This is a genomic window from Marivita sp. (assembly GCF_051251565.1).
Taxonomy (GTDB): domain Bacteria; phylum Pseudomonadota; class Alphaproteobacteria; order Rhodobacterales; family Rhodobacteraceae; genus Marivita.
This window is the reverse complement of record NZ_JBPOFB010000007.1, coordinates 20,623-33,985: the sequence shown is the minus strand read 5'-3', so window position 1 is coordinate 33,985 and position 13,363 is coordinate 20,623. Positions and strand designations below refer to the sequence as shown.

At 62.1% G+C, this 13,363-nt stretch carries 13 protein-coding genes; 9 read left to right on the top strand and 4 right to left on the bottom strand.

Features of this window, described 5'->3' with window-relative positions; translation table 11 throughout:
• Positions 1-103 precede the first annotated feature (103 nt).
• The gene (locus ACSHXH_RS11180; RefSeq protein WP_435671878.1) at positions 104-562 is read right to left on the bottom strand and encodes an Rrf2 family transcriptional regulator; all 459 of its coding nucleotides are present in this window, start codon (positions 560-562) and stop codon (positions 104-106) included.
• 173 nt (positions 563-735) lie between these two features.
• Between ACSHXH_RS11180 and ACSHXH_RS11175 the strand changes: the two genes are divergently transcribed.
• Genes ACSHXH_RS11175 through ACSHXH_RS11160 form a run of 4 tightly spaced genes read left to right on the top strand, consistent with a single transcriptional unit; the run spans position 736 to position 3,040 of the window.
• Positions 736-1,389: an alpha/beta hydrolase gene (locus ACSHXH_RS11175; protein WP_435671877.1), complete on the top strand. Its 654-nt coding sequence runs from the start codon at positions 736-738 to the stop codon at positions 1,387-1,389.
• A gap of 12 nt (positions 1,390-1,401) precedes the next feature.
• On the top strand, positions 1,402-1,638 hold the full coding sequence (locus ACSHXH_RS11170) for a hypothetical protein (protein ID WP_435671876.1): 237 nt from the start codon (positions 1,402-1,404) through the stop codon (positions 1,636-1,638).
• 31 nt (positions 1,639-1,669) lie between these two features.
• On the top strand, positions 1,670-2,248 hold the full coding sequence (locus ACSHXH_RS11165; RefSeq protein ID WP_435671875.1) for an HD domain-containing protein: 579 nt from the start codon (positions 1,670-1,672) through the stop codon (positions 2,246-2,248).
• Positions 2,249-2,296: 48 nt separating this feature from the next.
• The gene (locus ACSHXH_RS11160; RefSeq protein WP_435671874.1) at positions 2,297-3,040 is read left to right on the top strand and encodes an SDR family NAD(P)-dependent oxidoreductase; all 744 of its coding nucleotides are present in this window, start codon (positions 2,297-2,299) and stop codon (positions 3,038-3,040) included.
• 52 nt (positions 3,041-3,092) lie between these two features.
• Here the strand turns inward: ACSHXH_RS11160 and lpdA are convergent, their stop codons facing one another.
• The 3 genes from lpdA to ACSHXH_RS11145 form a co-directional block, all read right to left on the bottom strand.
• Positions 3,093-4,484 carry a dihydrolipoyl dehydrogenase gene (gene lpdA / locus ACSHXH_RS11155; RefSeq protein ID WP_435671873.1) on the bottom strand — a complete coding sequence of 464 codons (1,392 nt, stop codon included), beginning with the start codon at positions 4,482-4,484 and terminating at the stop codon, positions 3,093-3,095.
• Positions 4,485-4,651: 167 nt separating this feature from the next.
• Positions 4,652-5,110 (bottom strand): DNA polymerase III subunit chi, encoded by a 459-nt coding sequence (locus tag ACSHXH_RS11150; RefSeq protein WP_435671872.1) that lies wholly within the window; start codon positions 5,108-5,110, stop codon positions 4,652-4,654.
• A gap of 3 nt (positions 5,111-5,113) precedes the next feature.
• Complete coding sequence (locus ACSHXH_RS11145) at positions 5,114-6,589, bottom strand: leucyl aminopeptidase (RefSeq protein ID WP_435671871.1); 1,476 nt, start codon at positions 6,587-6,589, stop codon at positions 5,114-5,116.
• A gap of 152 nt (positions 6,590-6,741) precedes the next feature.
• On the opposite strand from ACSHXH_RS11145, the gene lptF reads away from it, so the two are divergent.
• Genes lptF through pdxA form a run of 5 tightly spaced genes read left to right on the top strand, consistent with a single transcriptional unit; the run spans position 6,742 to position 13,280 of the window.
• Entirely contained in the window at positions 6,742-7,854 is a 1,113-nt protein-coding gene (gene lptF / locus ACSHXH_RS11140; protein ID WP_435671870.1) for an LPS export ABC transporter permease LptF, read from the top strand.
• The gene (lptG, locus tag ACSHXH_RS11135) at positions 7,851-8,945 is read left to right on the top strand and encodes an LPS export ABC transporter permease LptG (protein ID WP_435671869.1); all 1,095 of its coding nucleotides are present in this window, start codon (positions 7,851-7,853) and stop codon (positions 8,943-8,945) included. The genes lptF and lptG overlap by 4 nt, the downstream gene beginning before the upstream one ends.
• Positions 8,945-11,098: an LPS-assembly protein LptD gene (locus tag ACSHXH_RS11130; protein WP_435671868.1), complete on the top strand. Its 2,154-nt coding sequence runs from the start codon at positions 8,945-8,947 to the stop codon at positions 11,096-11,098. Before lptG ends, ACSHXH_RS11130 begins: the two co-directional genes overlap by 1 nt.
• Positions 11,086-12,315, top strand: coding sequence for a peptidylprolyl isomerase (locus ACSHXH_RS11125; protein WP_435671867.1), 1,230 nt, complete (start codon positions 11,086-11,088; stop codon positions 12,313-12,315). The genes ACSHXH_RS11130 and ACSHXH_RS11125 overlap by 13 nt, the downstream gene beginning before the upstream one ends.
• The gene (pdxA, locus tag ACSHXH_RS11120) at positions 12,312-13,280 is read left to right on the top strand and encodes a 4-hydroxythreonine-4-phosphate dehydrogenase PdxA (RefSeq protein ID WP_435671866.1); all 969 of its coding nucleotides are present in this window, start codon (positions 12,312-12,314) and stop codon (positions 13,278-13,280) included. The genes ACSHXH_RS11125 and pdxA overlap by 4 nt, the downstream gene beginning before the upstream one ends.
• Positions 13,281-13,363: the final 83 nt, after the last annotated feature.

Below are 13,363 nucleotides of genomic sequence, written 5' to 3'. Positions count from 1 at the left end.
GCTCCCGGTTTCTTTGGGCCCCAAATACCTCGGGGGAGGCGCGCACAGCGCGCAGGGGGCAGAGCCCCCATTCTGTCGGATTGGCGCAGCCAATGCGACACCATCACTCGTCCACCACGGCGAACAGGTTTGGCACCGCAGGACAAGGGGCCAGTGAATTGTCCACCACATCCGACAACCGCGTCTGGTGCAAAAACACATAGACATGCGCCGACAGGCCTTCCCACAGCCGGTTGGTCATGGATTGCGCCCGGCTGCCCGAAAGCCCCCCGGACGCGCCTGCCCCTTTGTGCATGGCGTCCACGGTCTCGTCCACAGCCGCAAACACCTCCACGACGCGAATCTCGCTGGCGGGACGCGCCAATCGGTATCCGCCCCCCGGACCGCGCACCGATGTGACCAGCCCACTGCGGCGCAGCTTGACGAACAACTGCTCAAGATACGGCAAGGACACATCCTGCCGCGTGGCGATATCGCCAAGCGTGACAAGCGTGCCATCGGGCTGCATTGCGATATCCGCCAACGCAACCATCGCATACCGCCCCTTGGTGCTCAGTTTCATGGCCGTCTCCCAAACGTCCGTGCGACACAATTGACCTTGCAGGGGCAATTGCCTATGTGCGGATAACTGTTTCGGGGAATATCCCGATTTAGAACCATTCTAAGAAGCCCGAGTGAAGCTGTCAAGATTAACGCATCACAACACCGGTACCCAATCAGGAGCCACCAGCACCCATGCCCGAGGTGATTTTTCCAGGACCAGAAGGCCGCCTCGAAGGCCGCTACCATCCCCAGAAAGAAAGCGACGCACCCATCGCCATCATTCTGCACCCGCATCCGCAGTTTGGCGGCACGATGAACAACAAGGTGGTCTATAATCTGCACTACGCCTTCTACAACATGGGCTTCACAGTGTTGCGGTTCAATTTCCGCGGTGTCGGGCGCAGCCAGGGCGAATATGATCAGGGCATTGGCGAATTGTCAGACGCGGCCTCCGCGCTGGATTACCTGCAATCCATGAACAACAATTCCAAGCATTGCTGGGTCGCCGGTTTCAGCTTTGGCGCGTGGATCGGCATGCAGCTTTTGATGCGCCGTCCGGAAATCACCGGCTTCATCTCGGTCAGCCCGCCTGCGAACATGTACGACTTTTCGTTCCTCGCACCCTGCCCGTCCTCGGGTTTGATCATCAACGGCACATCAGACCGCGTGGCCCCGCCTGCTGACACCACATCGCTGGTGGGCAAACTGTCTGAACAAAAGGGCATCACCGTCACCCATACCCAAGTCGAAGGCGCGGACCACTTCTTCAAGGAGCCGCATATGGACACGATGATCGACACGGTCAGCACCTATGTAAAGCGCCGCCTCACCGAAAACACCCGCTAAGGAAATCTCCGCATGTCGATGGTTCAAGACCTTGCTGAAAAGCTCGCCGACGATACGCTCAAGGCGATGAAGCATCTCGACGATGACCGCTTCTTCATGGAGGTCGCGGCCGAACTTGGCGCCGCCTCCACCACCTTGGAAGAAGCCTTCCTGACCGCGATCCGTGTGCGGCTTGCCGAACGCAAGGCCCGCGCCTTTATCCGGGCGCGGATCGAAGGCCAGAAGAAAGATGAAAACTTCGGGCGCTGACCCGCAGCTTTCCCGAAACACCAGAGGTCGCATGTCCCGTCTCGACCAACAGATGGCGTTCCTGAACGAAGCGGATCGCCTGAAATCCATCCTGCGCGCCACCACCCTGTGTGACGGCTCGCGGATGGAAAACAGCGCCGAACATTCGTGGCACATCGCGCTCTATGCGCTGGTCCTGACCGAACACGCCGAAGCGCCGCTCGACACAGCCAAGATCCTCAAAATGCTGCTCTTGCATGACCTGGTCGAGATCGACGCGGGCGACGCGCCGGTCTTTGGCACTCATGATGCCGATGACTTGGCCAAGCGGGAACAGGCCGCGGCTGACCGCATCTTTGGTCTGCTCCCCGATGATCAGGCGCAGGCGTTCCGCGCGATCTGGGATGAGTTCGAGGCCAACCTGACACCCGAAGCCCAGTTCGCCAAATCCATCGACCGGATGCAACCACCGATGCAGAACCTTGCCTCGGGCGGTGGATCATGGATCGACTACAACGTCAGCTATGACCGGTTTGCCACCCAGATCGGCCCCAAGATCAACCATGGTGCGCCGAAAATCTGGGCGTGGCTTCAGCCAAAAATCGCCACCTTCTTTGCCAACCGCGACTGACACGCTTTGGTCCTCGCGCCGCAGTCCAACATCCCCTAGGGTGACCGCATGTCAGACACACCGCACCAACGTACCCTGCTGCTTACCGGCGCAAGCCGGGGGATCGGCCATGCCACCGTCAAGAAGTTCGCCGCCGAAGGCTGGCGCGTGATCAGCTGTTCGCGGCAGGCGTTTTCGCCGAATTGCCCCTGGCCCGGCGGAGAGCGCAACCACATTCAGGTCGATCTTGCCGATCCGCAGCAAACGATGGAGGCGGTCCGCACGGTCAAGGAACGGCTAGACGGCGGACGGCTCGATGCGCTGGTCAATAATGCGGGGATTTCCCCCAAAGGGCCAAACGGCGAACGGCTGAGCACGCTGGACACCGATCTGCGCGACTGGGGCAAGGTGTTTCACGTCAACTTCTTTGCCTCCGTGGTGCTCGGGCGCGGCCTGAAAGATGAACTGGCGCGTGCGCAAGGCGCGATTGTGAACGTCACCTCCATTGCAGGCGCGCGGGTGCATCCGTTTGCCGGCGCGGCCTATGCCACGTCCAAGGCGGCACTGGCCGCCCTGACCCGCGAAATGGCGCATGATTTCGGGCCCTTAGGCGTGCGCGTGAATGCCATTGCACCGGGCGAGGTTGAAACCAGCATCCTGAGCGAAGGCACCGACAAGATCGTCGAGAAGCTCCCGATGCGACGCCTGGGCCAGCCTCAGGAAGTGGCGGATGTGATCTATTTCCTATGCTCGGATCAAAGCAGCTACGTCACGGGCACCGAAATCGAGGTGAATGGCGGTCAGCACGTGTGATCAGCCACCCTGCGTCACCGCAGGGTCCGTTTCAGTCACCGGAAACGGCAAATCAGTAGTGAATCGCCCGCCCCCAGGCATCTAACACGCTCTCGTGCATCATCTCGGACAAGGTCGGATGCGGGAAGACTGTTTGCATCAGGTCTGCCTCCGTGGTCTCCAACTGCCGCCCAATGACATAGCCCTGAATGAGCTCTGTCACCTCGGCCCCCACCATATGCGCCCCCAACAGCGCACCTGTTTGCGCATCAAAGACGGTTTTGACCAGCCCTTCAGGCTCTCCCAAGGCGATCGCCTTGCCATTGCCAATAAACGGGAAGCGACCGACCTTCACATCGAAGCCTTGCTCCTTGGCCTGCGCCTCGGTCAGACCCACGCTTGCGACCTGTGGCTGACAATAGGTGCAGCCCGCGATGCTGTCCGGTGACACCGGGTGGGGATGCCCGCCAGCGATCAGTTCGGCCACCATCACACCTTCGTGGCTGGCTTTATGCGCCAACCACGGCGCGCCTGCGATATCGCCGATGGCATAGACACCCTCGACCCCGGTGCGGCACATCGGGTCGGTCACAACATGGGTGCGGTCCACCTTGACGCCCAAAGCCTCAAGCCCCAGCCCTTCGGTGTTGCCAACAATACCAACGGCAGAGATCACCGTGTCGAAGTCTTCCTTGGTGGTTTTGCCACCCTGTTCGATATGGGCGGTCACCATGCCCTTACCGCGATCCAGTTGTTTGACCAGCGCCTTTTCGCGGATCATCATGCCCTGCTTTTCGAACTGTTTCTTTGCGAAACCGCTGATTTCGGAATCCTCGACAGGCAGGATGCGGTCCATCACCTCGACCACTGTCGTTTCGGCGCCCAAGGCGTTGTAGAAACTGGCAAATTCAATGCCAATCGCGCCCGATCCGATGACCAGAAGCTTCTTCGGCATCCGCTTTGGCACCAGCGCGTGTTTGTAGGTCCACACCAGATCGCCGTCGGCCTCAAGCCCCGGCAATTCGCGGGCACGCGCGCCGGTGGCGAGAATGATGTTCTTGGACGTCAGGTCTTCGGTGCCGGTGTCGGTTTTGACCTTCACACTGCCCTTGGAGGGGATCGTGGCCTCGCCCATCACGACGGTGACTTTGTTTTTCTTGAGCAAATGGCCAACGCCGGAATTAAGCTGTTTGGCTATCCCGCGAGAGCGTTTGACGACCGCTTCCAGATCATAGCCGATGCCTTCGGCCTTGAGCCCGAATTCGGCGGCGCGGTGCATGAGGTGGAAGACTTCAGAGGTGCGCAGCATGGCTTTGGTCGGGATACAGCCCCAGTTGAGGCAAATACCGCCCAGATGTTCGCGTTCGACAATCGCAACATTCAACCCAAGCTGCGCGCCACGGATGGCGGCGACATAGCCACCGGGGCCCGCACCGATCACGATCATGTCGAAGCTCTTGCTCATGGCCTGCTTTCCTCCCTCAAGGTCAGGTTTGGAACAAAGCCTAGGGCAAAGGGAAAGGGCTCACAATGGGGTCTGGCACGATAGGTCCGAAGCGGACCCAGTGTTTCGCGTGCGAAACAATGGGTCATGGGCACTGACCATTTAACCAATTGTTAATACGTCCGAAATCAGGCCTCAGCCTTCTTTTCCCAGCGCCCCGATTCCTCGGACCAATATTGCGCCGAACACCCAGCACTTGTCAGGGTGCGCCATTGGCCGCGTGCCACATCCACCGCTGCCGGATCGTTGCCGTCAAACAGCACGCAAACCCGCTCAAGCGCGTGCACCTCGTCGGGTGCCACCTCTGCGCCGTCCACGGTCATCAGGCATTGCGGCGCGTTTGCCGCCTCTTTCGTCAGTGTCAGAAGCACCGGCTGCGCCGCGTCATGCGGACCGCCAGCCAACCCGTGTGGCAGGAAACCGTCCTCGGCCCCCAGCCACAGCTTTTGATCGAGCCAGTCCAGCCGGGCCGCATCTGTCCCGCGCACCGCAACCCGCCAGCCCGCGCCACGCGCCTTGCCCAACAACATGGGCAAGGTCGCCTCGAGCGGCTTTTGGGTCAGGTGGTAGAAATACGCAGCCCCCATGGGTCACTCGGACTTTTCGAACATATCCGCGACCAGACGGTCCAGCGCCCGCACGCCCCAGCCTGTGGCCCCTTTGGGCGACAGGTCCAGATCGCTTTTGACATGGGCCACCCCGGCAATGTCGAGGTGAATCCACGGCATGTCGTCCTTGACGAACCGCTTGAGGAACTGTGCCGCGGTGATCGACCCGGCGGGGCGCCCGCCGACGTTTTTCATATCGGCCACGGGGGATTTGAGCATGTCGTCATAGGCCTGTCCCAAGGGCATGCGCCACGCGCCTTCGTCTTCGGCCTCGGCTGCCTTGAGGAACGCGCCGACCAGGGGATCATTGTTGGAAAAGACAGCGGCGTTTTCATGGCCCAAGGCGATGATGCAGGCCCCGGTCAGGGTGGCCAGATCAATCATCGCGGCGGGTTTCTCGGCCTCTTGGGCGTGCCACATCACGTCACACAGAACCAAACGGCCCTCGGCGTCGGTGTTCACCACTTCGATGGTGTCCCCCTTCATCGAGGTGACCACATCACCGGGACGCACCGCGTTGCCCGAGGGCATGTTTTCGACAAGCCCCACCATGCCGACCACATTGGCCTTGGCGTTGCGTTTGGCCAGGGCGTGCATCACACCGGCAACCACACCCGCACCGCCCATATCCATGGTCATGTCTTCCATGCCAGCGGCAGGTTTGAGGGAAATTCCACCGGTATCGAACACCACACCCTTGCCAATAAGCGCCAGCGGCGCATCGCCTTTGGCCCCCCCGGTCCAGCGCATGATGACCACTTTGGACGGGCTGTCAGACCCCTGTCCGACACACAACAGCGCCCCCATGCCCAGCTTGGCCAGCGCGGCTTCTTCGAGCACGTCAACCTCGACGCCCAGATCGCGCAGCGCCTCAAGACGTGTGACGAATTCCGTGGTGGTCAGCACATTGGCAGGTTCGTTGACCAGATCACGGGTGAAATGCACGCCTTCGGCCACCGCGATGCGTGGTGCCGCAGCGGCGGCGGCCTCTTCGGGCTTGGCACACATAAACGTTGCAGGCCCAAAGGCATCGGCCTTGGTGGTCTTGTGATCGTCAAAGCCGTAGCCGCGCAGGGCCACGCCGAGCGCGATCTCTTCGGCGCGGTTGGTGCCTTCGACCAGCACGGTCATCGCCGACGCGCCTGCCGCCACCGCCAATGCCGCCCCCACCTTGCGCGCCAAACTGTGCGACGGGCGGCGGGACAACTTGACCAGATCGACCGCGTCGGCCTCAAGCCCCGCGGGCCAATTGAGCGACATCACCTTGCCTTCGGCCAGCTTGTCCCATGCCTCGGATGCGGTGGCGCGGGCCAATGCGCCCTTGGTCAAACGGTTCAACCGTCGTGCCCCGGCGCTGAGTTTCAGATCGGGGGTGATGAAGACGGCAATCCGTCCCGGCACGGTGGTCAATGCGTCGGTATCGACCGGCAGGAAGGATAGTGCGCGAAGTTCCGCCATTTTCTGCTCCATTTGCTGTGTTGGCTATAGGGGTAGCGCCCGCGCACGCTGTTGACCAGAGGCGGGTTTTCCCGCAAACCCTAGGGGACGGGTCCAAGGTGGCCCACTCTATGTCGTATTAAGGGGTCGTTGTGCCAAGATTCGACAGATACATGCTGTCGCAACTCATGGTCCTTTTTGGGTTCTTCGCATTGGTTCTGGTCGCGGTCTACTGGGTGAACCGCGCAGTTGTGCTGTTTGACCGTCTGATCGCAGATGGCCACTCCGCCGGCGTGTTCTTTGAATTCACTGCGCTGAGCCTGCCCGGCGTGATTGCGCTGGTGCTGCCGATGGCCTCTTTTGCGGCGGCCGTGTACGTGACCAACCGGCTGATGAGCGATTCCGAGCTGACCGTGGTGCAGGCAACCGGCTACAGCCCGTGGCGGCTGGCCCGGCCTGTGTTGTTGTTCGGGGTGATCGTGGCGCTGATGATGTCGGCGTTGACGCATGTTCTGGTGCCCACGTCCATGGCGCAGCTCAAGGAACGCGAGGTCGAGATTTCGGGGTCGATCAGCGCGCGGCTGCTGCGGGAAGGGGCGTTTCTGCATCCCGGACCGGGTGTGACATTCTTCATCCGCGACATCACCCCCGAGGGTGAGTTGCGCGATGTCTATCTGTCGGACCGCCGTCAGGATGACCGCGAGGTGACCTATACCGCCGAACGTGCCTATGTGGTGCAGGCCGAAAACGGGCCGCGCCTTGTGATGGTCAGCGGGCTTGCCCAAACGCTGCGCCCCGAAACGCGCACACTCTCGACCACGATCTTTCGGGATTTCACCTATGATATCAGCACCCTCATCGTACAGAATCAGAACCTAAGCCTGCGGCCCAGGCACTTGTCGACCTGGGCGATGCTGACCCAGCCCGAAGCGATGGCGGTGCTTACAGATGTGCCGTTGTCGCGGATCAACGAAGAATTGCATGGCCGGTTTCAGCAAGCGTTGCTGGCCTTGGTCGCGCCCTTGATCGGGTTTGCCACCCTGCTCACCGGAAGTTTCAGCCGCTTTGGCGTGGGGCGTCAGATCGTGGTGGCGATCTTTTTGCTGGTGCTGATCAAGCTGGTGGAAAGCGCGGTCGCCGATCCCACCCGCAACAATGCGCAGCTTTGGCCGCTGATCTATCTGCCCTCTGCGGTTGGGTTGGCGATTGCGACGGCTGTGCTGCACCTTGCCGCGCGGCCGTTTCGACGACGCCCGCGTGCGCCCCGGACCGAGGTGACGGCATGACCTTGCATGTGTACTTTGCACGCCGGTTCCTGTGGACCTTTCTGGGTATTTTCGCCGTGTTCTTTCTGTTCCAGGTGCTGTTGGATCTGGTGGAACAGATCCGCCGCTTTGACAGTTCGGTCAGCTTTGGCGAGGTCATGCGCCTGACGCTGCTCAACACCCCCGAAGGCATGTACCAAATCCTGCCGCTGGTGATGATCCTGTCGTCCATCGCGCTGTTTGTGGCGCTGGCGCGGTCGTCGGAACTGGTGGTGGCCCGCGCTGCCGGACGGTCAGGACTGGCAGCCTTGGTCGGGCCGCTGGTTGTGGCGGCGATCATTGGCGGGCTGACCGTGGCGATGGGCAATCCGATCGTGGCGGCAACCTCAAAGGCCTATTCCGACCTGCGCGAGACCTACCGCAATGGCGGTACATCCGCCTTGTCCATCGGAGCCGAAGGGCTGTGGCTGCGCCAATCCGATCCGCGCGGGCAAACCGTGATCCGTGCGGCGCGGGCCAATCCGAACGGCACGGTGCTTTATGATGTGATGTTCGTGGCCTATGCCGAAAACGGTGGCCCGGTGCGCCGGATCGAGGCGGCAGAGGCCGAACTGGCCAATGGTGCGTGGCTGTTGCGCGAGGCCAAGGTCTGGCCGCTTTTGGCGGGGGTGAACCCCGAAACCAACGCAGTGTTGCATGATGAACTTTCTGTACCCTCCACCCTGACTGAAGACAGCATCAAGGACCGGTTTGGGCGGCCTTCGGCGATCTCGGTCTGGGAATTGCAGGGCTTCATCACCGATCTTGAAGAGGCAGGCTTTTCTGCCCGCCGTCATGCGGTCTGGTTGCAGATGGAACTGGCGCGGCCGGTGTTCCTGATCTCGATGGTGTTGATTGGTGCAGCCTTTACCATGCGCCACAGCCGGATGGGCGGAACAGGCATTGCCGTACTTTCGGCGGTTCTGCTTGGGTTTTCCTTGTATTATGTGCGCAACTTCGCGCAAATTCTGGGCGAAAACGGTCAGTTGAACGCGATGGCCGCGGCTTGGGTGCCGCCGCTTGCGTCGGTGTTTCTGGCCTTGGGATTGATCCTGCACCGGGAGGACGGGTGATGTTGCGGTCCATTCTTGCGGGACTTCTGGCGCTGATCGTCACCACCGGCGATCTGCGGGCGCAATCCGGCGATATCATGCTGCTGGCCGATCAGGTGCTGGTTCAGGAAGGCGGCGACACGCTGGTGGCGACCGGAAATGTCGAGGCGTTGCACAATGGCACCCGGCTGACCGCGACACGCATCATCTATGACCGCGCCAACAACACGCTGGACATTCAGGGCCCCATCCGCATCACCCAACCCAATGGCGATGTTCTGACCGCAACGCAGGCGGAACTGGATCAGGGCTTTGAAAACGGTCTGCTGGAAAGCGCGCGCTTTGTGCTGGACGAACAGTTGCAGATCGCGTCGGCGCGGGCCGCACGGGTGCAGGGACGCTACACCGCGATGAGCCAGGTTGCCGCCACCTCGTGTCAGGTTTGCGGCACCGATGGCCCTCCGCTTTGGGCCATTCGTGCCAGCCGCGTCGTGCATGATGCCGAGGAACGGCAAATCTATTTCGACGACGCGCAGTTGCGCATTCTTGGCGTGCCGGTGTTCTACATCCCACGCATGCGCCTGCCGGACCCGACGCTCACGCGGGCGCGCGGCTTTATGATCCCGGAACTCAAGACCTCATCGCTTTTGGGGTTCGGCATCCGCCTGCCCTATTTCATTCCGATTGGCGATCATGCCGACCTGACGCTGACGCCCTATCTGTCCCCCATCACCCGCACCCTGGACATGCGCTACCGGCAGGCGTTTCGCACCGGCGACATCACGGTAAACGGGGCCATAAGCCGCGACACGCTGGAAAGCGGAGACCTGCGCGGCCTGTTCTTTGCCGAAGGCGCGTTCCGCCTGCCCCGCGCCTACCGGCTGTCGTTCGACATCGAAGCGGTGTCGGATGATGCCTATCTCAATGACTATAACAGCACGTTTAAGAAAGACCGTCTGGACAGCGCGCTGACCCTGTCCCGCACCACGCGCGACAGTTTCTTCTCTACGAGCCTGATCCATTACGAAAGCCTCACAGACGGCGAAAACAACGCCACCCAGCCGACCATCATCGGTGATCTGCGCTACAATCGCCGGTTTTTCCCAACCCGCCTTGGCGGAGAGTTGCGGCTTGGGTTTCAGACCCATTCGCATTTCCGCTACTCGGACGACGACACAGACGGTTCGGACGACGATCTTGTGGTTGACGGGCGTGACGTGGCACGCGCCAATCTTGATCTGAGCTGGCGCGACCGCTGGACCTTGCCCGCCGGTGTGCGCGCAGGTGCAGTGACGCAGGTCTGGGTCGACCATTTCGAGGTGGGTCAGGACGCCGCTGCCGAAGGGTCTTACACCGAAGTGACGCCGGCGGCCTCGGTGGAGCTGCGCCTGCCCCTGGTCAAACGAACAGCCACAGGCGCGCGCATTTTGTTTGAACCGATTGCCCAGGTGGGCTGGGTTGGCGGCGACAGGTCCGGCGTGCCCAATGACGAAAGCACACGGGTCGAATTCGACGAAGGCAACCTGTTGACGTTGTCGCGCTTTCCTGCCGCCGACCGCCGCGAACGCGGGCTCGTCGGGGCGGCTGGCCTGCGTTGGATGCGGCAAGACCCCGAAGGCTGGCGCGCCGCGCTCACCCTTGGCCGGGTTTGGCGCGCAGAGCAGGACAGCGATTTCTCGCGCTCGTCCGGGCAGGACAGCGCTGCGTCAGACTGGCTGATCGCGGGGCAGTTCGAACACAAGACCGGGATGCAGATCCTCGCACGCGGACTTTATGACAGCGACCAGACCCGGTTCACCAAGGCAGAGATGCGCGCCAATGTCACCCGCGACCGCTATGCGCTTGGCGCATCCTATATCCTGCTCACCACCGATCCGCTGGAAGACCGCGACGATGCCCAATCGCAATGGCGCGTCAACGGGCGCTATAATGTCGACCGCAACTGGACTGCCACGGGCAGTTCGCGCTACGATATTGCCGAGGGGCAGTTCCTGACTGCGGGTGTGGGGGCGGAATACCGCAATGAATGTGTCGCGGTCGACTTTTCGGTCTCGCGCAGCTTTGCCTCTTCCACTAATCTTGAACCATCTACCGATTTCGGCCTGACCGTCGCGCTGACCGGGTTCAGCACAGGCGGCAGCGGCAAGGAGTACCGACGTTCATGCAGCTATTGAACACGTCCATTCGCAAACTTGGCGCGCTTGCGCTTGTGGCATCATTGGCCTTTGGCCCAGTGCCGACACAGGCGCAGAACCTGTTTGCCCCCGTGATCCGCGTCAATGACAGCGTGGTCACCGCCTATGAGCTGGACCAGCGCGCGCGCATGCTGACGGTGCTCCGCGCCCCCGGCAATCCGCAGGAACTGGCCCGCCAGCAGATGATCGACGACCGACTGCGCATTCAGGCCGCCGAGGCAGCAGGCATCGTGCCCTCGCCCGAAGAGGTGCTGGACGGGATGGCGGAATTCGCCAGCCGTGCGAACCTGAGCCGCGAAGAGTTCATTCAAGCGCTCGAAGCCGATGGCGTGTCCGCCGAGACATTCCGCGATTTTGTGCGCGCCGGACTTAGCTGGCGGCTGCTGGTGCAGGCACGCTTTACCGGGCGGGTGAACCTGTCCGAGGCCGAAGTGGACCGCGCGCTGGGGGCCTCTGGGGGATCGTCGGTGCGGGTGCTCTTGTCGGAAATCATCATGCCTGCCCCGCCACCACAGGCCGAGGCCGTGCGCGCACGCGCCGAACGGATCAGCCAGATCACCTCTGAGGCCGCGTTCTCGCAGGAGGCGCGCCGCTATTCCGCCACGGCCACACGGCAGGCCGGTGGACGCCTTCCATGGCAGAACCTTGACGATCTGCCGCCGGTCCTGCGTCCGCTCGTGCTTGCGCTTGCGCCCGGCGAAGTGACCGCCCCGCTGCCCATTCCGAACGCGGTCGCCCTGTTCCAGCTGCGCGGTATTGAAGAGACAAGCTACAGCGCACCGACCTATTCCGCGATTGAATACGCCGCCTATTACCTGCCCGGAGGCCGGTCTGACGCGACGCTGGCGCAGGCTCGTGTATTGGCCAGCAAGGTGGACCGCTGCGATGACCTTTACGGTATTGCCCAAGGCCAACCCGCCGAAGTGCTGGACCGCCAGACCCTGCCGCCCGCAGACATCCCTACGGATATTGCCCTGGAACTGTCCAAGCTGGACCCCGGCGAAGTGTCTACCGCTCTGACCCGGTCAAACGGTCAGACGTTGATGGTTCTCATGCTGTGTGGTCGCACCGCCGAGATCAACGAGGACGTGGACCGCAACCAATTTGCGATCGGTCTGCGCAATCAACGCCTGCAATCACTGGCCGAAAGCTATCTTTCGCAACTGCGTGCTGACGCCCGTATCGTTTCGCAATGACCGCAGCGCCGATTGCCCTGACCATCGGGGATCCCGCCGGAATTGGCCCCGAACTGGCCGGGCTGGCATGGGACGCGCTGCGCGATGAGGTGCCGTTCTTTCTGATCGGAGACCCGGCGCATTTGCCCGCTGGCACCAATTGGGTTGAGATTGCCGCGCCCGATGAGGTGTCGGTGGGTGGCACCGCCCTTCCCGTTCTGCCACACCGTTTTGACGGCGCCCGCACCCCCGGTCAGGCACAGCCCGCGCAGGCCAAAGGGGTGATCGCGGTGATCGAACGCGCCGTGGCCTTGGCCGCCAGTGGCAAGGCGGGCGGCATCTGCACCCTGCCCATCCACAAGCAAGCCCTGCAAGAGGGCGCTGGGTTCGCCTTTCCCGGCCATACCGAGTTTCTGGCCCATCTGTGCGACACACCCGATGTGGTGATGATGCTGGCAGGCCCCGACCTGCGTGTCGTTCCCGTGACGATTCACATTCCGTTGGACGAGGTGAAGCTGGCGCTGACGCCTGACCTGCTGGAAACCCGCATCCGCATTACCCATGCAGCACTGATCGACCAGTTCGGCATTGCCGCGCCCCGGCTTGCCGTGGCCGGTCTGAACCCGCATGCGGGCGAAGGCGGGCGGATGGGCCGTGAAGAGATCGACGTGATCGCGCCGGTGCTGGACCGGTTGCGCGCCGAAGGGATGCAGATCAGTGGGCCGTTGTCGGCGGACACGATGTTCCACGCCGCTGCGCGCAAGGGCTATGATTCTGCGATTTGCATGTATCACGACCAAGCCCTGATCCCGATCAAGACGCTGGATTTCGACCGGGGGGTGAATGTCACGCTGGGCCTGCCGATCATCCGCACCTCGCCCGATCATGGCACTGCGTTTGACATCGCAGGCACGGGTCAGGCGCATCCGACATCCACCATCGAGGCGTTGCGCATGGCGTGGCGGCTGGCGCAGCGCGGGCGGTGACACTAGTATCAGCGGCTCAGGCAGATTTTGAGTATTTGGAACCAGAAGAAGCAGGAACCGCGCGCGGTTTCCGAAAGGTGTGA